The organism is Caballeronia sp. INML2 (assembly GCF_023631365.1).
Taxonomy (GTDB): domain Bacteria; phylum Pseudomonadota; class Gammaproteobacteria; order Burkholderiales; family Burkholderiaceae; genus Caballeronia; species Caballeronia turbans.
The window spans coordinates 1-19175 of the sequence record NZ_JALQDH010000048.1 but is presented as its reverse complement, the minus strand read 5'-3'; the positions used below and the strand labels follow the sequence as shown (position 1 = coordinate 19175).

General features: G+C 63.1%; 12 protein-coding genes and 2 pseudogenes. 2 read left to right on the top strand and 12 right to left on the bottom strand.

Translation table 11 applies throughout. The annotated features are described in order from the left end of the window. Nucleotides 1-15 precede the first annotated feature (15 nt). The gene (locus NCT32_RS17135) at nt 16-1308 is read right to left on the bottom strand and encodes a virulence factor family protein (protein WP_061115839.1); all 1293 of its coding nucleotides are present in this window, start codon (nt 1306-1308) and stop codon (nt 16-18) included. Next, nucleotides 1305-3899: a bifunctional lysylphosphatidylglycerol flippase/synthetase MprF gene (gene mprF / locus NCT32_RS17130; protein WP_061115840.1), complete on the bottom strand. Its 2595-nt coding sequence runs from the start codon at nt 3897-3899 to the stop codon at nt 1305-1307. Before mprF ends, NCT32_RS17135 begins: the two co-directional genes overlap by 4 nt. Nucleotides 3900-4299: 400 nt before the next feature. Here mprF and NCT32_RS17125 point away from each other — a divergent pair, with 400 nt between their 5' ends. Next, entirely contained in the window at nt 4300-4656 is a 357-nt protein-coding gene (locus NCT32_RS17125; protein ID WP_061115841.1) for a hypothetical protein, read from the top strand. Between the two features lie 16 nt (nt 4657-4672). Here NCT32_RS17125 and NCT32_RS17120 read toward each other — a convergent pair whose 3' ends face one another. Together NCT32_RS17120 and NCT32_RS17115 are read right to left on the bottom strand one after the other, a co-directional pair. Next, nucleotides 4673-5191, bottom strand: coding sequence for a hypothetical protein (locus NCT32_RS17120; RefSeq protein ID WP_250490453.1), 519 nt, complete (start codon nt 5189-5191; stop codon nt 4673-4675). A 159-nt stretch (nt 5192-5350) separates the two neighbouring features. After that, nucleotides 5351-6046 (bottom strand): response regulator transcription factor, encoded by a 696-nt coding sequence (locus tag NCT32_RS17115; RefSeq protein ID WP_061115843.1) that lies wholly within the window; start codon nt 6044-6046, stop codon nt 5351-5353. 196 nt (nt 6047-6242) lie between these two features. Between NCT32_RS17115 and NCT32_RS17110 the strand changes: the two genes are divergently transcribed. Further along, nucleotides 6243-6695 carry a response regulator transcription factor gene (locus NCT32_RS17110; protein ID WP_061116096.1) on the top strand — a complete coding sequence of 151 codons (453 nt, stop codon included), beginning with the start codon at nt 6243-6245 and terminating at the stop codon, nt 6693-6695. Between the two features lie 120 nt (nt 6696-6815). On the opposite strand, the gene NCT32_RS17105 is transcribed toward NCT32_RS17110, so the two are convergent. From NCT32_RS17105 to NCT32_RS37600, 8 genes and pseudogenes are all read right to left on the bottom strand, one after another. After that, a complete protein-coding gene (locus NCT32_RS17105; RefSeq protein WP_061115844.1) occupies nt 6816-7751 on the bottom strand; it encodes an aldose epimerase in 936 nt (311 codons plus the stop codon). A gap of 49 nt (nt 7752-7800) precedes the next feature. Continuing rightward, nucleotides 7801-8640: an ABC transporter permease gene (locus NCT32_RS17100; RefSeq protein WP_404989840.1), complete on the bottom strand. Its 840-nt coding sequence runs from the start codon at nt 8638-8640 to the stop codon at nt 7801-7803. 77 nt (nt 8641-8717) lie between these two features. Then, the gene (locus NCT32_RS17095) at nt 8718-9584 is read right to left on the bottom strand and encodes an ABC transporter permease (protein ID WP_061115846.1); all 867 of its coding nucleotides are present in this window, start codon (nt 9582-9584) and stop codon (nt 8718-8720) included. Next, complete coding sequence (locus tag NCT32_RS17090; RefSeq protein ID WP_061115847.1) at nt 9581-10657, bottom strand: ABC transporter ATP-binding protein; 1077 nt, start codon at nt 10655-10657, stop codon at nt 9581-9583. Before NCT32_RS17090 ends, NCT32_RS17095 begins: the two co-directional genes overlap by 4 nt. An 81-nt stretch (nt 10658-10738) precedes the next feature. After that, nucleotides 10739-11842, bottom strand: a complete 1104-nt coding sequence (locus tag NCT32_RS17085; protein WP_409219294.1) for an ABC transporter substrate-binding protein — start codon at nt 11840-11842, stop codon at nt 10739-10741. A gap of 1033 nt (nt 11843-12875) precedes the next feature. Further along, nucleotides 12876-13568 carry a FadR/GntR family transcriptional regulator gene (locus NCT32_RS17080; protein WP_061115850.1) on the bottom strand — a complete coding sequence of 231 codons (693 nt, stop codon included), beginning with the start codon at nt 13566-13568 and terminating at the stop codon, nt 12876-12878. A 153-nt stretch (nt 13569-13721) separates the two neighbouring features. Then, nucleotides 13722-18110, bottom strand: a pseudogene (locus NCT32_RS37605) (YadA-like family protein); the annotation flags it as partial. Nucleotides 18111-18461: 351 nt separating this feature from the next. After that, a pseudogene (locus NCT32_RS37600) lies at nt 18462-18587 on the bottom strand (ESPR domain-containing protein); the annotation flags it as partial. Nucleotides 18588-19175 lie beyond the last annotated feature (588 nt).

The following is a 19175-nucleotide window of genomic DNA, read 5'->3' as shown; positions in this document are numbered from 1 at the left end:
TTTTGGGTACTACCCCTACCCCTGCTGCGCCGCGATCTGCTTGCGCCAGCCCGCGAGAATCCGCCGCGCGAGCGCATCGTAGTCGCCGCCGAAGTGATGATCGCCCGGCAGCTTCACCACTTCGATACCCGTCTTCGTCAGTTGCGGACACAGCGTGTCCTCTTCCTTCTCGCCGTAGATGCATTGCACCATCGACGGCGGCAGCTTGTTCAATTCCGGCCGCACCTTGAGCGCCTTTTCGCTTGCGCGCATGCCGAGCCAGCCGGTGACGCGGATCTGAAAATCCGCGGCAGGCGAAAATCCCATCAGCGAGATATACGACACCTGCGCGCGCACTGCGTCCGGCAGACGGTTATACGCGAACGGCATCACATCCGCGCCGAACGAATAGCCGACGAGCGCCACATGGCTCGTATGCCAGCGCGCGCCGTACGCGCGGATCACGCGGGCGAGGTCGTCGGCCGTTTGCTGCGGCGTCTTCTCGCTCCAGAAGTAGCGCAGCGAGTCGATGCCGATCACCGACACGCCATCGCGTTGCAGCGCGAGCGCCATTGTCTTGTCGAGATCGCGCCAGCCGCCGTCGCCGGAAATGACGATCGCGAGCATATCGGTGGGTTGCGCGGCGCGCAGCTCGATCAGCGGGAGATCGGAGACGTCGCCGCCGGTCGTGGGCCCGGCCTTTCTGAGATGCGGCCCCGTCATCGCGACGAGCGCGGTGGCCTTCGTCTGACCCGGTTGCAATGCCGCGCGCTCCATGAAACCCGGCAGACCCTTCGCGTGGATGATGGTCGGGTCCGGCGGGCACGGCTTGAAGCGCGCGTCGAGTTGCGCGTCCGCCGAGAGCGACACGGCGCCCGCGACGGTGTTGTCGGGCGCCTGCTTCAGCGAGCTTTCCGCGAGGATCGCGCCCTGCCCCGTGCCGACCAGGATCGGCGAGAAATAATGATTCGACTGGACGGTGCGTTCGAGCTGATGGCTCATGTTCTCCGCATCGCCGACGAGGTTATGGCACGACTTCTCCGTCTTGTCGGCGGCGACTCGCGCGGCATAGCGAGGCGTATCGACGCCGATCACCATCGCGCCCCTGGCGGCGAGCGCGGCGGCGGCCTCCTGATCGGCCGGCGTCCAGCCGCTTTGCTCCGAGAACAGCACGACGAAGCCGGTCATGTCACCAGTGGGCTTCGTGAGCGTCACCTGGCCGTAACGTCCGCCGGAAATCGATTCAGCGGCATGCGCCGCACTGAACATGGACACACCACAGACGGCGGCCACCACGACCGCCGCCGCTTTCTTGCAAAAGAATTTCATGAACGCCAACCGCCCGCGAGGAGCGAAAGATCCGCCAAAGTGAAAAATACGCCGACCGAACCGGACGCCGCCAGATAACGCGGCTCCCAGCGCGGCTGGAACTTGCTTTTGAATCCGCGCAGTCCGCGGAAGTTGTAGAAACGCCCGCCGAAGCGCCAGACGAGCCCCGCGAACCGATGCCAGTGCGAGGCCAGCGGCGTCGGTTCCATGCCCGACAGCGGCGCAATGCCCAGCGACAGCGATTTGAACCCCGCTTCCTTCAGATGCAGCGCGAGCTTGGTGAAGAGGTATTCCATCGCGTAAGACGAGGCGGCCGAAACATGGCGCATCACGCCGACGGTCGCTTCGGTGTTCATGTCGGTCGTCATGAAGGTGACGAACGCGACCGGCGCGCCCTGCTGGCGCACGAGCAGCACCGACTGCGCCGCGAGATATTCCTCGTTGAACGCCGCGACCGAGAAGCTCTTCTCTCGCGCGGAGCGGCTGTCGAGCCAGTCGTCGGAGATTGCGCGCAGCATCGGCATGCTTGCCGCGATCCGCTCCGGCCCGATGACTTCCGTATCGAAGCCATCGCGCTCGCCGCGCTTGAGCGCATAGCGCAAATGCGAGCGATGCGAGCCCTTCAGATCGAACTCGGAGAGCGCGACGTGCGCCTCCTCGCCGAGCTTCATCAGCGTGAGGCCGGCGTCGAGATAGAGCGGCAGAGCATCGGCGCGCACCTGATAAAACGCCGCGCGGCCGTTGTGCGCGTGCGCGAGCTCGACGAACTTGCGGATCAGCTCCGCCCACTCGCGGCGCGGACCGACCGGATCGTGCAGCGCGGCCCACGTGCGGCCGTGCTTCGCGTACATCAGGAAAGCTTCGCGCGACTCGGAGAAGAGGAAGCTCTTGTCGCCCATCATCGCGAGGCCGGCGTCGCTGCGTTCCTGTGCGCGGAAGATGCGCGCGGCATCGGCGAGATCCTGCGGGGCGGGCTTCACGAAGCGGCCCGCCGCCGGACGCAGCAGTTGCCACACGCCGAACGCCGACGCGAACACCGCCGCCGCGAGCGTCGCGCGCAGCGCACGCGGGGCGCGCTCGTCGAAGGCGAACTGCCACCAGAGATCGCCGCTGTACGGCACGTCGCGGAATGCGAAGAGCATGATCCACACGGCGAAGGCCATCACGACGCCTATCGAGATCAGCCATGTCGCGGTGAAGCGCTCGGCGAAGAGCGACGAGCGGCGGTTGAAGCGCTCGCGCGTCAGGACGAGGAGCACGACGAGAAACGCGAGGACGCCGACTTCGACGAACGCGAGACCTTTGGCGAGCGACAGCGCGAGGTTCGTCACAGCGAGCACGAGCGCGAGCCACCAGGCGGCATCGAGGCGGCGCATCAGGCCGCGCGCGACGAAGAGGAGCAGCACGCCGAGCACCGAGCCGAGCAGTTGCGAGCTTTCCAGCACCCACAGCGGGACGATGGTCTGCAACAGCGCAATGCGCATCTTGAATGCCGGCGTCGCGCCCGAGATGACGAGCATCGAGCCCGCCGCGAACGTGACGATCGACAGGAACAACGGCGCAAGCTGCGACACGTGACGCCGGCTCAGGAGGCCGAAGCGGCCCTTGAGCGCACGCCCTTCGAACGCGGCCATCACGCCCGCGGAAAGGATCAGCGGCAGGCCGAAATAGATCGCGCGATACGCAAGCAGCGCGGCCAGCACATCCGGCGTCTGCGCACTGTTGCCGAGCGCGAACACCATTGCCGCCTCGAACACGCCGACGCCGCCCGGCGTATGACCGATCATGCCGAGCAGCATCGCCGCCGAGAAAACCGTCATGAATTCGCCGAAGCCGACTTGCGCGTTCGGCAGGAGCGCCCAGAGCGCGAGCCCGGCGCCGAATACATCGATGACGGCGAGCGCGGCCTGCGCGACGAAATCGCGGCGCGCCGGGACGGTGAACGACAGCCATTTCCAGCGCGAACGCAGCGTGCGCGGCTCGCCGCCGCAAACGACGGCCATCGCGGTGAACACGGCGAGCAGCGCCGCGCCCGTCACGCGCAGCACGGCCGGCGGCACATGCATCATGCCCGAGAGCGTGCCCGCGCCGAACAGCATGCCGGCGGCCGCCATGAAGGCAAGGGAGAGCGCCAGCGTGACGCTCGTGAAAATCGTCAGGCGGCCGACTTGCGCCGGCGTGACCTCGGCCGCGCCGTAGACGCGGCAGCGCACGGCGCCGCCTGTCAGGGCACCAAAGCCCGTTACGTTGCCGAGCGCCGAGCCGACCGTCGCGCCGACCCACAGCAAGGAACGCGGCACCGCTACGCCGATGTGACGCAGCCCGACCGCGTCCCGCCCGACGAGCGCGGCAAAGCTGAGCCCGGTCGCGAACAGCGCGGCCATCCAGGCTTGCGGCGTCATCATGCGCAGCGAGTGGATGACCGACTTGTAATCGACCGAGCGCGAAAGATGCTGGAAGACGACCAGCAGCAGCACGCAGATGACGACCGTCAGCACGGGCGCGGCGAGCCGCTGAAGATCGAAGCCGCCGGACGAACGTCCGATCGGAGAAATGGCGCGAAGCCGGGCAAGCAACTTTGTGCGAGACATGCGTTCTATCAAACTGGCTCCCGCTGCGCATCGGCCGCGAGCGATCGATGGCAACGTTACATCACGGTTATCGGGGTCCGCGCACACACGCGGTCGGAGAGCGCCACTTCGGCGCCTGCCGCTCGCGCTCGCGCCATACAAAAGGCTTCAATGTGTGAAACGCCTGTATAACGGCGGTGGTTGACCCGACTTGACTAATATTGGGAAAACTACGGATCGAAAGCTTTCGATTAGACCTGGCGCGGTTCCCGGACGGCTCGACCGGCACGAATGACCGATCGCGCGCGCTTTACGGTTTGTCAGGGAAGCGGTTAGGATCGACGGCCGCGCAGCTTGCGGGCATCGACCTGAGCACGGGACGGTAGCTTAAGCGGTTACTACAAAAAAAGGCATCGGAATTATGAGAAAACACATCGAAATCTTGTTTGCCGCCATCGGCGCATCCGTGCTGAGCGCGTGCGTTTCGACCGACGACGCCCTGCTCAAGACCGTGCCCTTCGGGTCGGGCACGTCGCAGTACAAGCCATACGACTTCGTTCGCTGCGTGAAGGAAAAATGGACGCCGATCGCGCCGCGCGTGCGCGAATATTCGCCGAGCGCAGATACGCTGGCCGTTTCGGTGCCCGGCGGCGGCAGGACGAGCCAATCCGTGGTGCTGGTGATCGCGCAGGCGTCCGCGAACGGCACGGGCTACACGATCTACGGCGATGTCGCAGCCGCGGGCCGCTACGTCACGGCGACGCACACGTGCGACTGAGCCGCCGTATTCGTGATCAGGAAGGCTTGCCGTTGCGCATGTCGACGCCGGCCAGATGCGTGCCGACGACGCGTCCGATCAGATAGCCGTCCGATGCGCACGCGTTGACGCGCTCCTTGCCGTCCCACTGGATCTTGTACTGATCGTCCAGGGAATGGACCGCCGACGGGTCGAACTTGCGCCGGGCCTTGCCGCCATTGCGCACTTCCTCGCTGACGAGGCGGTTCCAGGTGAGCGCGTAGCCGTAGCGCACGCCGTCGGCAAAGGCGCCGTCGTCGCAGACTTGAGATGGGGGCGTCGTCTTGAGCATCAGATGGTAGCCGTTCGCGCTGCCGACCATGATGCGCTGCTCGCCCGGCGGCGCCGGCGGTGCGGGCGGCCTGGCCGGAGCCTGAGCCGCTTGCGTGGCCGATGCCGCCGACGCCGCCGCGGTGTCGGTGCCGTTCTGCTGCGGAAGCGGCGCGCATGCGCCGAGAAGCAGCGCCGCTGTCACCGCGATGGCCGTGCCGGCGCCTTGCATTTTTATGAACGTCATCCTGCGAATCACCTACGCTGACCCCATCTCAAATATAGTCCGGGCTCTACCTTACCATCCCAGGCGCATTCCTCGGAACGATGAGAAAAAGGCGGCGCAGATGCGACGACGCGGACGCCTTTCAGGCTGACCGCGTCGAAAAGAAGAGGAATGGAAGGGTCAGGACGCCGACGACGTGTTGCTCATCGGCATTTCGATCCCGCGCCGCGCCATCTCGACGATCAGAAACGTTCGCCGCGTGACGTGAAAGCGCGCGAGCAGATCGCTTGAATATTCCTTGGCAGTGTTTTCGCTGATGTTCATCTTGCGCGCGATAGCCTTGTTCGACAGGCCTTGCAGCAGATAGCGCAGCGTCTCGGTCAGGCGAGGCGGCAGATCGAGCGATTCGACCGTCACGCCTGCGTGCGGCGAAACCGGCTTCGGGCTGTGGCCGCCCTTGCCGAGCACGGTGTTCGGCAGGTAGACGCGCCCGTTGAGAATCGTCTTCAGCGCTTCGCGGAAGACGCCCGCGCCCTGCTCGCTGCCCTTCGAAATGAATCCGCACGCGCCGTTCTTGATGCATTCGAGCACCGTGTCGCGGTCGTCCTGCGCGGAAAGCATGATCGTCTGGATCTCGCGCTCTTCCTCGCGAATCCAGTTGAGGAGGTCCATGCCGGTCGCCTGGCCGCGCAAGTGGTAGTCGAGGAACATGAGATCGTAGGTGTTGGCGGAAAGCTTGGCCTTCGCCTGCTCGAACCCATCGGCTTCGTCGATTTCGAGCAAAGGCTCGTTCGCCAGAATGAGGCTTTTCATGGCGCTCCTGGTGAGCCCTTCGTCCTCTACTAGCAACACAGTTTTGAAGTAGCCATTTTCCATTGCGAGGCTCCGAGAACGGTTCCGATATTACGCGCGCCGCGCGCGGCGACCACCCCCCTTTCGCAGGGATACATTCGGCAGTCTCACAAAATCCACCGCATCCCCCTCCCGTGCCGGGTTTAGCGGCCGGTACGTTCGGTCGACACTGGTCGCAGTCGAATCAACCACGTAACGCAATACGAGAATGGAGGATGAGATGTCAAGCCGTCTGGCCGACAACGAAAGCGAATTCGCGTTGTGGCGTATCAAGCGGGCCCGCACGGCGGACACATCGCGCCGTGTGCTGATCGCCCATCAAGACAAGTCGATCGGCGATTCCCTCGCCGTGCAACTTCGGCTCAAAGGCTTGCAGGTCATCCATTCGCAGGATATGAAATCCGTGCGCGCGCTGGTGCATAGCTGGCAGCCACAGGCGCTGCTTCTCGATACGCGTCTTGACAACGATTCCGGCTATGTCTTTCTGCGCACGCTGCGCATGGACGCGGACGTCACCGGGCGGCTCCTCGTCGCGATGAGCAACGTGTGGCCCGCCGACCCGGTTCAGACGCTCAAGGAAGCCGGTTTCGATGCCCACTGCCGTCGGCCTTGCGCGACCTGGCGCATCGTCGATCTCGTCGAGTCGTTCTTTTCCATGCCGCTCACGCGCTGAGTCCCGAATCCGGAGGTGCCGCCATGAACAGAGATGCTTGCCTCGTCGTCGGGGGCTGGTTGCCGGCGCATGCGTCGCGCCTTCCCGCGGTTCGCGAGCGCGCCTGCGTGGAAGCGCGCGTCAGGCGTCGCCGCCGTCGCGCCGGGCCGGGGTCTCGCCGACTGCCATCGCGAGCGACGCCCGTATTTCACTACCTGGCCCGATGAGCGCGATGCCGGTTTCGGGCAGCCCTTGCGCCGCGAGGTTGAAGCCGTCGCTCACGTGCGAGACCGGTTCGACGCACAGATAACCCGCCCCGGCCGGACAATGCACGACGACGTGCTTCAGCGTGTCGTCGGCTTTCAGTTGGAGCGAGCGGCCGTCCGGGTAACGCAGCGTGGCGCGGCCGTCCCATCCACCCAGATAGCGCGTGTAGCCTTCCCTTTCCCGCACATGTCGATGCGCGGGCGCCTCGACCGTCGGCTCGATGGCGATCTCCGCTTCGTGACGCCAGTGCGTCGTCGCATGGAGTTCGGCTTCCTGGGCGCCGAAGTATGGGTGAAAGCCGAGGCCGACCGGCATCGGGCTGGACGACCGGTTCGCGATGCGCATCGACAAGCGCGCGCCGTGCGCATTCGCTTCGATCAGTTGCACGGCCTCGAACGCCCAAGGCCAGCCATGCTCGCCCTCGCCGTGCACGTAGCGCAACGCGACGCAATCCGCCTCCTGAAGCTCGACGCTCCATGCCGCGAACTGGCCGAAGCCGTGCAGCGCGTGCACCATGCCCGGAAACGTCGCGAGTTCGACGAGGGAACCGTCCGGCGCGGCAAAACGCGCATCGCGCACGCGATTCGAAAACGGCACGAGCGGATAGCTGCCGCCTTTGGGCCATGCGTCGCACGGCCAAGTGACGGCCGTCACCGGCACGAGCCAGTCCTGCCATCCGCGCGCGCCTTGCGTGGCGAAGCGCGTAATGCGCCCGCCCGCCGCCGGCGCGATTTCGACGACATGCGGCCCGCTCGAAATGCTCAGGCGCGGCCCGGCGTTCAGCGGTACGACTTCACGAAATTTCGTCACGACACGACTTCGATAGGAAAAGAACCCGCGCAGCCGCGCGGGCACGATGTCACTGTTTCTGTTCCTTCACGCGCGACACGAGTTGCGTCGGGCTCACGAACTGCAGCGCGATCAGCACCCACACCATCGTGATGGCCATGTAGATCATCGCCATCGCGTCGATGGATTGCGGCGCGCGCACGCCCGTTGAGAAGACGGCGTAATAGAGCGCGACGACGAGCGTCTGGGTCGTCGGCCCCGCGGTGAAGAACGTCAGCTCGAACATGCCGATGGTCCGCACCAGCACGAGCAGCCCCGCGGCCAGCATGCCGGGCACGAGCAGCGGCAGCAGCACGTAGCGGAAGTAACGGAACGTGTTCGCGCCGAAGATGCGCGCGGCCGATTCGAGGTTCGGATCGATCTGCTCGATGAACGGCGTCATCACGAGAATGACGAACGGCAGCGCAGGCACCAGGTTCGCGAGGATCACGCCGGTCAGCGTGCCTGCGAGATGGAACTTGTACATGACCGTCGCCATCGGGATGCCGTAGGTCACGGGCGGCACCATCAGCGGCAGCAGGAATACGAGCATCGCGAAACGCTTGCCGGGAAACTGCACGCGGGCGAGCGCATAGGCCGCCGGCACGCCGAGTACGATGGAGAGCAGCACCACCGCCCCCACCACTTCGAGCGTCACGAGCAGCACGCTCGAGAGCTGAAAATCGCTCCACGCCTGCGCGTACCAGTGCAGCGTGAAGCCCTGCGGCAAGAGCGTGCCGAACCAGCGCGTCGCCACCGAATTCACGGCCACGGTCGCGATCAGCAGCAGCACGTTGACGAGGAAAAAGCCCATCGTCGCCCAGACGAAGAACTTCCATAGCCTGTCGCGCAGGCTCACTTGCTGTTTCATGTGCTTGCCGGTGCCGTTCGCGGTTTCGGTCGGGGCGCCGGCCTGCCAGCCGGACGCCGCGCGGTTATCGGTCGTCATTATCCCTTGCCTCCCGTCACCGGACCGGTATAGAAGAAGCGGCGCGCGCCGAGCATGCCGCCCACGACGAGCAACTGCACGAAGCCCATCACGATCGCAATGGTCGATGCGAGCGCGTAGTCGTAGTTTTCGAACGCGGCTTCGGAGGCGGCGATCGAGATCACGCGCGTCGGACCGGCCGGCGCACCGAGCAGCACCGCCGACGGAAACACCGAGAACGCCTGCACGAACGAGAGACAGGCGGTCATCGTGAGACCCGGCAACAGCAGCGGCAGATAGATCTGACGGAACTGCTGCCACGGGCTCGCGCCGAGCGTCGCGGCGGCGCGCGCGAGCGTCGGGTCGATGCCGGTCACATACGACAGCGTCAGCAGAAACGCGAACGGAAACCCTGACACGATCAACGAAATCAGCACGCCCCAGTAGTTGTGCGTGAGGCGCACTTCATCGCCATAGAGATGGAGTGCCTGCAATGCCTGCGGAAACCAGCCGTTCGGGCTGAAGTACGTCAGCATGCCGTCGGCGATGAGCACGGTGCCGAGCGTCACCGGCACGACGAGCAGCGTCGTGACGAACTTCTGCCACGGCGAGGTGCGGCGCAACGCGAACGCGACCGGCACCGACACACCGACGTTGATGATCGTCGCGGGCACGGCGAGCTTCAGCGTGACGATGATCGTCGGCCACATCGACGAGTCGGTGAAGAACGTGATGTAGTTTGCCCAGACGCTGCCGCCGTTCATCGGACTGAACGAGAGCATCAGCCCGTAGGCGAACGGATAGATGAACAGCGCGAGGATGAAGAAGAGCGCCGGCGTGACGAGCCAGCCCTTCGGATCGCGTTGCTGCGCCGGAAGCGCGATCATTTGTCTTCTCCGTACACGAGCGTTTTCGAAGGCGCCACGCGCAGCGAGATGCGCTCGCCTTCGCTGCATTCGCCCGCGATGCGCGCCCAGAGCTTGCCGAACGCGGAATTGACGATGATGAGCGAATCGCGGCCGCCGTACTCGACGACTTCGACGTGCGCATCGAAGGCGTTCTCGGCGCCGGGCGTCGAACGCTCCATGTCTTCCGGGCGCAGCGCGACGCTGACGCGCTTGCTGTCGAAGCCTTCCATCGGCGTGCCGACGAGCCGCACGCCGTTCGCGTTCACCGCGACCGCCTCGCCCTGCGTGCCTTCGAGGGTGGCCTGCACGACGTTGCGAAAACCCATGAAGCGCGCGACATGCAGATTTTTCGGCCGCGAATAGACTTCCTTCGGCGAGGCCACCTGCTGGACGACGCCTTCCTTCATCACGACGATGCGATCGGCCATCGACAGTGCTTCGTCCTGATCGTGCGTCACGTAGATCGTCGCGCGCTCCAGCTTGCCGTGGATGCGGCGGATTTCGGCGCGCATCTCGATGCGCAGCTTGGTGTCGAGGTTCGAAAGCGGCTCATCCATCAGAACGAGCGGCGGCTCGATGACGATCGCGCGCGCGATCGCCACACGCTGCTGCTGGCCGCCCGACAGTTGACCGGGAAGCTTGGCATCGTGGCCGATCAGTTGCACGAGCTGCAAGGCGGCCTTCGCGCGCTTGGTCGCTTCGGCCTTCGGCATGCCGCGCATCTTGAGGCCGAAGCCGACGTTGTCCAGCACCGACATGTGCGGAAACAGCGCGTAATTCTGAAAGACCATGCCGAAGCCGCGCTTTTCGGGCGGCAGCACGTCGATACGCTTGTCGTCGAGCCAGATGCCGCCGCCCGTCAGCGGTTGCAATCCGGCGATGCAGTTCAGCGCGGTCGACTTGCCGCAGCCCGATGGCCCGAGCAGCGCGATGAACTCGCCGCGCTGGATATTCAGATCGAGCCCCTTCAACGCCGCGAGCTGCTGCCCTTCGGCGTTGGTGAAACTGCGCGAGACCGAGTCGAGGCGCAACTGCTCAAAAGTGTGCTTCATGACAATTTCCTGCGCTTTTTTGTACAAGCGGCGACGCGCCCTGGCAGGAGCGTCGCCGTCTCATCACAGCGTTACGCCAACTTACTTGGTCTTCGCCGCGCCGATTTCCCGGTCCCACTTCTGGAAGGCCGCCACCATCGACTGCGCATTGAGCGGCAGCACGTGCGGACGGTCGGCCAGCAGCTTCGCGTACTCGGGCCGGCCGAACTTCTGGATGACTTCCTGGCTCTTCGCGGGCGCCATCGAGAGCGGCACGTCCTTCACCGCCGGGCCCGGATAGAAGTAGCCATCGTCATAGGTCAGCGCCTGCTGCGCCGGCTCGAGCATGAAGTTCATCAGCTTGTAGAGCACGTCGAGCTTTTCCTTCGGCACGCCCTTCGGGATCACCATGTAGTGGGCATCGTTCACCCAGGTCATGTTGTCGAACGCGGCCACCTTGAACTCCGCGGGCACGATGCCGAGCGCGCGCGGGTTGATGTCCCAGCCGGTCACCGTGACCGTCATGTCGCGCGTGCCTTCGCCCAGTTCCTTCATGACGGCCGATGTGCCGCCCGGGTAATACGGGATGCAGTCGTTCAGCTGCTTGAGGAACGCCCAGGTCTTGTCCCAGCCGTTGATCGGGTCCATCGGGTCCTTGTCGCCGAGCACGTACGGCAGGCCCATCAGGAAGGTGCGGCCCGGACCGGAGTTCGCCGGGCGCGCGTAGATCAGCTTGTTCGGATGCGCCTTGCACCACGCGAGCAGTTGATCCGGCGTCTTCGGAACGTCGGTGACCTTGGCCGGGTTGTATTCGAGCAGCGGCCCCGCGGGCATGTAGGTCACTTCGAGGCCGTAGCCCTGCGCGATGTCCTGCATCTTGCGCGGGCCGGGTGCGTACTTGTCGAGCACGCCGGGGAACGCCTTCGCGTTATCGGGGAGCAGTTTCTCCCACAGGCCTTGCTGGATGCCGGCCGCGAGTGCGTCGGTGCCGGTGACGACGAGGTCGATGTCCGAGCGGCCCGCCGCCTGCATCGCCTTGATCTTGCCTGGCAACTGCGGCGCGGGCGCGTTCGTGAAGGTGATGCTGGAAACGAGGTCCGGATATTTCGCCTTGAACGCTTCGAAGCCCTTTTGCGTGAGCTGCAGATTGCCCGCAACGTCGACGATGTTGATCGATACGGGATCGGCCGCGTGTGCCGCGCTCATGCCGAAAACCGCGCTAACTGCGACGCAAACCGCCGCCAGCTTCACTGACAGTCCTACCTTGAAAGCCATGTTGTCTCCTCACTTCTCTCGCAACCAGGGGTCGGGAAAAGGTCCGGTCGTATCGTCGATGTTGTTGGTTCGGGTCGATCGCCGGCCTGTTTGTGCTTCGTTCTGATTCGTTTGTGCGCCGCTTGCTTGGCACCTTGAATGTAGCGGGTCTCTGTACGCGTGCGTCCTCATGGCGACCGGATGCTGAAAAATAGCTAACAGGGTCATAGGATGTCAAGCAAATCGGGGCTGCTGAGGCTGTTACCGAAACAGCGTGAGCGTGGTTTTTCCTCTGGCGATAGCGCTTTGCAAGGTCTCTCGGGAGATACCCCAACGGCCTGTTTAACTCGAATTTAACCGGTGTTTCCTTAGGAGTTACCGGGTGTTTTCCTGGTCGGCGTGATGTTCGACTTGAGTTCAGGAGGATGCCGCGCGGATACGCAATATGGGCGCGCGCATGTCGACGCAAGATCGTCCGCATGCGTTGGTCTGTACTCGACGCGCCTCGTGATGCCCGCATGTTTCCAAGCGCGCGCGCTGATCGCCGCTTCCTCGGATTTGGACGCTGAATTCTTTGTCGCCTGAAGCGTGTCTTTAATAGAAGTGCCGGTGAACCTTGATCGACTCTTCTGAACGTAGCCGAACGGCCTTCTCGCATCGCCCTACGGTCTCGATGCACGCGGTGCGATGGACAGTCCGCACGAGGGATGTGTGCCTGAGTGAGCCTCACCCCTTCTGTCTCGGCCATGGAGGCGAGTCAAGCAACTCGCCATGCTCGCTGCGGGCACGTGATCGTGGTCCCAGCTCTTGCCAGGACGGAGCGCGCTCACCGCCCCGTCGGCTGCGATGCGGATTCATGAAGCTCGCCGAAGGACAGATAGCTGGCGGTCTACATCGACGTCAGTTTAAGTTGTCAAACAACTTTGTTGCGGCGGGCATGACTTCGGCCGTCGACACGCAGGTTGTGTGACAACTGTGACGACGACTAGTCGCCGAACATCCTGACGATCGCGTTCTCGAGATGCGCCTTCATCGCTTTCCCGGCTCGAGCGGCGTCGCGCGCGCGAATTGCTTCGAGCACTTCCAAATGTTCGCGCTGGACGACGCGCTGCCGCTCGATCGTCTTGACGAACGAAAGATTGCGCGACAGATTCATGCTGACTTCGACCTGTTCTTCGATGAACGACAAGGCAGTGATGAAGAACTGATTCTTCGACGCTCGCGCAACCGCGAGATGGAACGCGAAATCGTCTTTTGCGCCGATGCCCTGCCGCGTTTCGACGACGCGCTCAAGCTGGTCCCATGCATCCTGGATCGCGCGGATATCGTCATCGTCAGCCTTGAGGGCGGCGAATTCCGCTGCCCCGGACTCTGTCACGATCCGAAATTCGTAGCAGCGGCGGATGTCCGACAGCGTTTCGAGCGGCGCGAAACGGCGCATGTCCGCATCAGGGCGGCGTCCGACGGTGGTGCCTGAGCCGCGCCGCGTCACGATGATGCCGTCCGCGCGCAGCCGTGCGAGGGCTTCGCGCACGGTCGGGCGAGAGGTCGCGAACCGTTCGGCGAGCGCGTGTTCGGTAAGGAGCCGATCGCCCTCCTTGAATTCGCCTTCCACGATGCTATTGAGGATGTCGCTGTAGATCCGGTCGGCGAGTCCGGAGGACTTACGCTCGTTCATGTTCGCGCTTGTCGTGCTTGTCAGGGTGGAGACCGATTGTAAGGCAGATTATTTGCGCGGTGATACGTCGCGGGGACAAGCCGAGCAACGCAAAAGCGGTCGACGCAGCAGCTGCGTCGACCGCCCCGATCACTCGGCTGCTACGTCAGGCGCTTACCACTGATGACCCGCGCCGATGGTAAACCCGATATTGCCGGAACTGCTGGTGTTACCCGACGCCTTCACCACCCACCGATCGTCCTGCGTCACGTACGAGATACCGATCGCCGCGCCGGATGCGCTCGCGTAACGCGCCCCCGCGACGGCCACCATGGTCTTCCCCGGAGCGGTAGGCTGCGGCAATCCGGCTGCGGCCATCGCCGCGGCGATACCACCGTAAGCCGTGCTGGCGACGTTGTTGATCTGGCTCTGCACGCCAGCGATGCGCGAATCGGTGTAGCTCTGCGCCTGCGCCGATGCCAGGTTCAATTGTCGGACGTTGACCGCGTCGGTGTCTTGCGTGCCGTTGGCGACGTTCGTGATCTGACGTTCGTTGCCTGCGGATCCGACCGATACCGTGTTCGCCCGGTCGGCCACCGAACTCGCACCGAGCGCGACCGAATTGTCCGCCCTCGCGTTCGCGTTCGCGCCCATCGCGGTAGCGTGGGCGCCGGTAGCGCTGGCAACCTCGGTGTTGCGATCCCCGTCGGCCGCGAACAACGGATTGCCGCCGCTCTCGGCGATGTTCGTCACGCGGTCGAGCGCGGCGTTCATCTGGTTCACGTTCACGGCATCGGTGCCCGCAACGCCCGCCGCGACGTTGTGAATCGTCGTCGCGCCGGTGCCATTGCCGAGCGTCAGGTTCGAATAGTCGGCTTTGCCATCCGTACCCGTGTCATACGTCACGGCTGTTTTCGACGAGCCGTCGCCGTCGATCAGGCCCGCTTGCTTCAACTGCGACACATTGACGGCGTCCGTGTCCTCCGTGCCGGCCGCCACGTTCGTGATCTGACGCGACGCGTTTGCCGAGCCGACCGAAACGGTATTCGGACGATCCGCCACGGAGTTCGAACCCAATGCCACCGAGTTGGCCGCCGTTGCCGACGCGCTGCCTCCGATTGCCACCGAGTCCGCGCCCGTCGCGGACGAATCCGGCAGCGTCGAATTGGCGTGGAAGTACTTGATCCCGCCGCCCGTCGTGATGTTGTTCAGCGTGTCGTTGATCGTGGCGATGCCCGCCGTGTTCTGCGTAACGCGGCCGTCGAGGTTAGCGAGCGCGTCGCCGACGTTGTTGAACGTCGAATTGTCGATGAACGTATAGGTCGGCTTGGTGATCTTGCCGTCGGCGTCAACGGATGATCCGCCGCCCAGCGCGTCCGCGGCGCTTTGCGCGGTCGCAAAGAGTTGCGAGCCGTTGATCGCTTCGTGGCTCGTCTGGTCGACCTTCCCGTTGGCCACGTTGTCGATCGTTACCTGCGCTTGTGGATCCTGCGCATGCAGCGTGACTCTGCTGCGCGTCGGATCGTCGTAGGTCACTACGTTTGCAAGGCTCGACGAGATCGTCGAGGTCAATTGCGAGACGTTGACGGCATCGGTCGCATCCGAGCCGGCCGCGACGTTCGTGATGCGACGCTGCGAGGTCGCCGAGCCCACCGATACCGTGTTCGGCTGATCCGCCAACGAGTTGGAGCCGAGCGCAACGGCGTTATCCGCAGATGCGATCGCGTTGCCGCCGATCGCCACCGCATCGACGCCGAGCGCGGAAGAATCCGGAAGGGTCGAATTGGTATGGAAGTACTTGATGCCGCCGCCGTTGTTGATCGTGCTCAGCGTCGTGTTGATGATGCTGATGTCCGATGTGTTCTGCGTGACGCGGCCGTCGAGGTTGGTGAGCGCGTCGCCGACGTTGTCGAACGTCGAATTGTCGGTGAACGTGTAGGTCGGCTTGGTGATCTTGCCGTCGGCGTCAACGGATGATCCGCCGCCCAGCGCCTCCGCGGCGCTTTGCGCGGTCGCAAAGAGTTGCGAGCCGTTGATCGCCTCCAGGCTGGTTGCATCTACCGTCCCAGGCGCGACATTCTTGAGCGTAACCGGCGAGCCCGGTGTGCCGAACGTAACGCTCGTGTGACCCGGATCATCGTACTGGACGGTGTTGTCCAAGGCGACCGACAGCGAATGGACTCCCGTCGACAACGAGACGACTGCGGTCGAAGTCGAGGTCGAAAGCGTAACGATGCCGGTTGACAGCGTTGTCACAGCCGTGGAGGTGGATGCGGACAGCGTGTCGATACCCGTCGACAGAGACGCGATGCCGGAGGTTACCGTGCTGAGGCCGGTGGAAAGCGACGCGACGCTCGATGTCACCGTGCTCAAGCCTGTCGACGTTGAGGTCGACAGCGAGTCGAGGCCGGAGGTCACCGTGCTGAGGCCTGTGGAAAGAGAATCAACGTTCGATGTCACCGTGCTCAGGCCTGTCGAGGTCGAGGTCGACAACGAGTCGAGGCCCGAGGTCACCGTACTCAAGCCCGTTGAGGTCGAGGTCGACAGCGAGTCGAGACCGGAACTTACCGTGCTGAGACCCGTGGAAAGAGAATCAACATTTGATGCGACTGTACTCAATCCTGTCGACAGGGAACTTACATTGGACGTAACCGTGCTGAGTCCCGTGGACAGCGAGTCCACGTTAGACGTCACCGTGCTCAGTCCGGTGGAAAGCGAAGCGACGCTCGAGGTCACCGTGCTCAGGCCCGTCGAGGTTGAGGTCGACAGCGAGTCCAGACCAGATGTCACCGTGCTGAGCCCTGTGGAGAGAGAATCAACATTAGATGTAACCGTGCTCAAGCCTGTCGAGGTCGAGGTGGACAGCGAGTCGAGACCGGAGGTCACCGTGCTCAAACTGGTCGAGGTCGAGGTCGATAACGAGTCGAGGCCTGAGGTCACCGTGCTCAGGCCGGTCGAGGTTGAGGTCGACAGCGAGTCCAGACCGGAGTTCACCGTGCTGAGCCCTGTGGATAGCGAACTCACGCTAGACGTGATGGTGCTCAAACCCGTAGACAGCGAGGTCACACCGGACGTCACCGTGCTCAGCCCGGTGGAGAGCGAAGCGACGCTCGAGGTCACCGTGCTCAGGCCCGTCGAGGTTGAGGTCGACAACGAGTCCAGACCAGATGTCACCGTGCTGAGACCGGTGGAAAGAGAACCAACATTCGATGTAACCGTGCTCAAGCCCGTCGAGGTCGATGTCGACAACGAGTCGAGACCGGAGGTCACCGTGCTCAAGCCCGTCGAGGTCGATGTCGACAGCGAGTCCAGACCGGAGTTCACCGTGCTGAGCCCTGTGGATAGCGAACTCACGCTAGACGTGATGGTGCTCAAACCCGTAGACAGCGAGGTCACACCGGACGTCACCGTGCTCAGCCCGGTGGAGAGCGAAGCGACGCTCGAGGTCACCGTGCTCAGGCCGGTCGAGGTTGAGGTCGACAGCGAGTCGAGACTGGAGGTCACCGTGCTCAAACTCGTCGAGGTCGAGGTCGACAACGAGTCGAGGCCTGAGGTCACCGTGCTCAGGCCCGTCGAGGTCGAGGTTGACAATGAGTCCAGACCGGAGGTCACTGTGCTGAGACCTGTGGAAAGAGAATCAACTTTCGAAGTAGCCGTGCTCAAGCCCGTCGAGGTCGATGTCGACAGTGAGTCCAGACCGGAGTTCACCGTGCTGAGCCCTGTGGATAGCGAACTCACGCTAGACGTGATCGTGCTCAAACCCGTAGACAGCGAGTTCACACCGGACGTCACCGTGCTCAGCCCGGTGGAGAGCGAAGCGACGCTCGAGGTCACCGTGCTCAAACCCGTCGAGGTCGATGTCGACAGCGAGTCGAGACTGGAGGTCACCGTGCTCAAACTCGTCGAGGTCGATGTCGACAACGAGTCGAGACCGGAACTTACCGTGCTGAGCCCCGTGGAAAGTGAATCAACGTTCGAGGTAACTGTGCTCAAACCTGTCGACAGCGAGCTCAGGCCGGTGGAAAGCGAAGCGACGCTAGACGTCGCCGTGCTCAAACCCGTCGACGTCGAACTGGACAGTGAATCGAGGCCCGAGGTCACCGTGCTCAGGCCCGTCGAGGTCGAACTCGACAGCGAGTCCAGACCGGAACTTACCGTGCTGAGACCCGTGGAAAGTGAATCAACGCTCGAGGTAACCGTGCTCAATCCCGACGAGGTTGAACTCGATAACGAGTCCAGACCTGAACTCACCGTGCTGAGACCCGTGGAAAGAGAACCAACATTCGACGTGACCGTGCTCAAGCCGGTCGAAACCGAACCCGACAGCGAGTCGAGACCTGAACTCACCGTGCTCAATCCCGTCGACAACGAACTCACGTTCGACGTCACAGTGCTCAAGCCAATCGAAACCGAAGTCGACAGTGAATTGACACTTGAATTCACCGTGCTCAGACCCGTCGAGAGCGAATTCACTCTGCTTGACGCCGTGCTCAGGCCTGAGGACATCGAACTGGACACCGTGAAGAGCTGAGAGCCATTGATCGCGTCCAAGCTAGCGGCATTCACAAGTCCGGGCGCCAGTCCCGTGATCTTGTCCCGGTTCATGTTGATCTGCGCGTATGCGTTGATCGTGGTCATACTGGTGCCGGGATCTGTGACAATGGTCAGCTGGTCGGCACCCGCGGTACCGAACACAAGCGTGTTGGAGTCCGTAGCGACGGCATAAGCGCCCACCAGCGCAGCCTCGTCAAACGCGACAAAGCCCACTCCAGTCTTGCCACCGCTGTCACACGCTGCGCCGCCCTGCGGACCGCTAGCCGTCGATGAGAAGCAGTTCACATATGCGTCCGCGTCGAAGACACCATTTACATAGCTATTCGCATCCACCGCGTGCGCCGTTCCGCCCGCAAACGTAGCCATCGCGGAGGCAGCCACAACCGCCGATCGCTTCGTGCTCTTCCCCTTGGTCCGAGCAAATTCATGCGCAACCACCCACTCTCCAGACGCCTGACTCCACACCACCTTATACGTTTTGTTCACTCGAAACCTCGTAGATTCAATCGCTCAACATTCACGACTCGGCATGAAGCGCCCGCTCGCCAGGACAGATAAATGAAACAGCTTGTGATTTCTTGCATTTAGTTTGCGGCCGGTCGGCCAGCATTCGAATTCAGGATCTTCAGTGGCGTAGATATGACCAAATAGTTAGATTTACTAACGTTACAAGACGTAACATTGGTATATCTATACGCTCCCGCCACAATGGAGGTCCGCAATTCTTGGCCTTCGCGGCGGGCGTTTCAATTCATAAATTCTGAAAAAACCTCTATTCCGATTAAGGAATCCAAAATGTTTCAAAATCCGAAGGCCTTCAGTCGAACTTTCTTACTTGCAAAAAAACTGACGCGAGGCAACTAACAAGGCTAATTGAGTGCCAAATGGAATCGTCGGGAAACCGTCTTGAATAAGCCTGGGAAGCGATATCAACGTAAGCGACTCGGCTGGGCCAGTTCCTGATTCGCGCGCGCGTGGGGCATGATGGTGCTGTCGCAGTGGAATTCTTATAGATCACAGGGGATCGTGTCCATGATCGGCGATCGTGGACACGATTCACGCAAATCTATCCAG

Bases quoted from the DNA above. Each gene is read 5' to 3' on its own strand.
- NCT32_RS17135 (WP_061115839.1), bottom strand. From the start codon at position 1,308: ATGAAATTCTTTTGCAAGAAAGCGGCGGCGGTCGTGGTGGCCGCCGTC.
- mprF (WP_061115840.1), bottom strand. From the start codon at position 3,899: ATGTCTCGCACAAAGTTGCTTGCCCGGCTTCGCGCCATTTCTCCGATC.
- NCT32_RS17125 (WP_061115841.1), top strand. From the start codon at position 4,300: ATGAGAAAACACATCGAAATCTTGTTTGCCGCCATCGGCGCATCCGTG.
- NCT32_RS17120 (WP_250490453.1), bottom strand. From the start codon at position 5,191: ATGACGTTCATAAAAATGCAAGGCGCCGGCACGGCCATCGCGGTGACA.
- NCT32_RS17115 (WP_061115843.1), bottom strand. From the start codon at position 6,046: ATGGAAAATGGCTACTTCAAAACTGTGTTGCTAGTAGAGGACGAAGGG.
- NCT32_RS17110 (WP_061116096.1), top strand. From the start codon at position 6,243: ATGTCAAGCCGTCTGGCCGACAACGAAAGCGAATTCGCGTTGTGGCGT.
- NCT32_RS17100 (WP_404989840.1), bottom strand. From the start codon at position 8,640: ATGAAACAGCAAGTGAGCCTGCGCGACAGGCTATGGAAGTTCTTCGTC.
- NCT32_RS17095 (WP_061115846.1), bottom strand. From the start codon at position 9,584: ATGATCGCGCTTCCGGCGCAGCAACGCGATCCGAAGGGCTGGCTCGTC.
- NCT32_RS17090 (WP_061115847.1), bottom strand. From the start codon at position 10,657: ATGAAGCACACTTTTGAGCAGTTGCGCCTCGACTCGGTCTCGCGCAGT.
- NCT32_RS17085 (WP_409219294.1), bottom strand. From the start codon at position 11,842: ATGAGCGCGGCACACGCGGCCGATCCCGTATCGATCAACATCGTCGAC.
- NCT32_RS17080 (WP_061115850.1), bottom strand. From the start codon at position 13,568: ATGAACGAGCGTAAGTCCTCCGGACTCGCCGACCGGATCTACAGCGAC.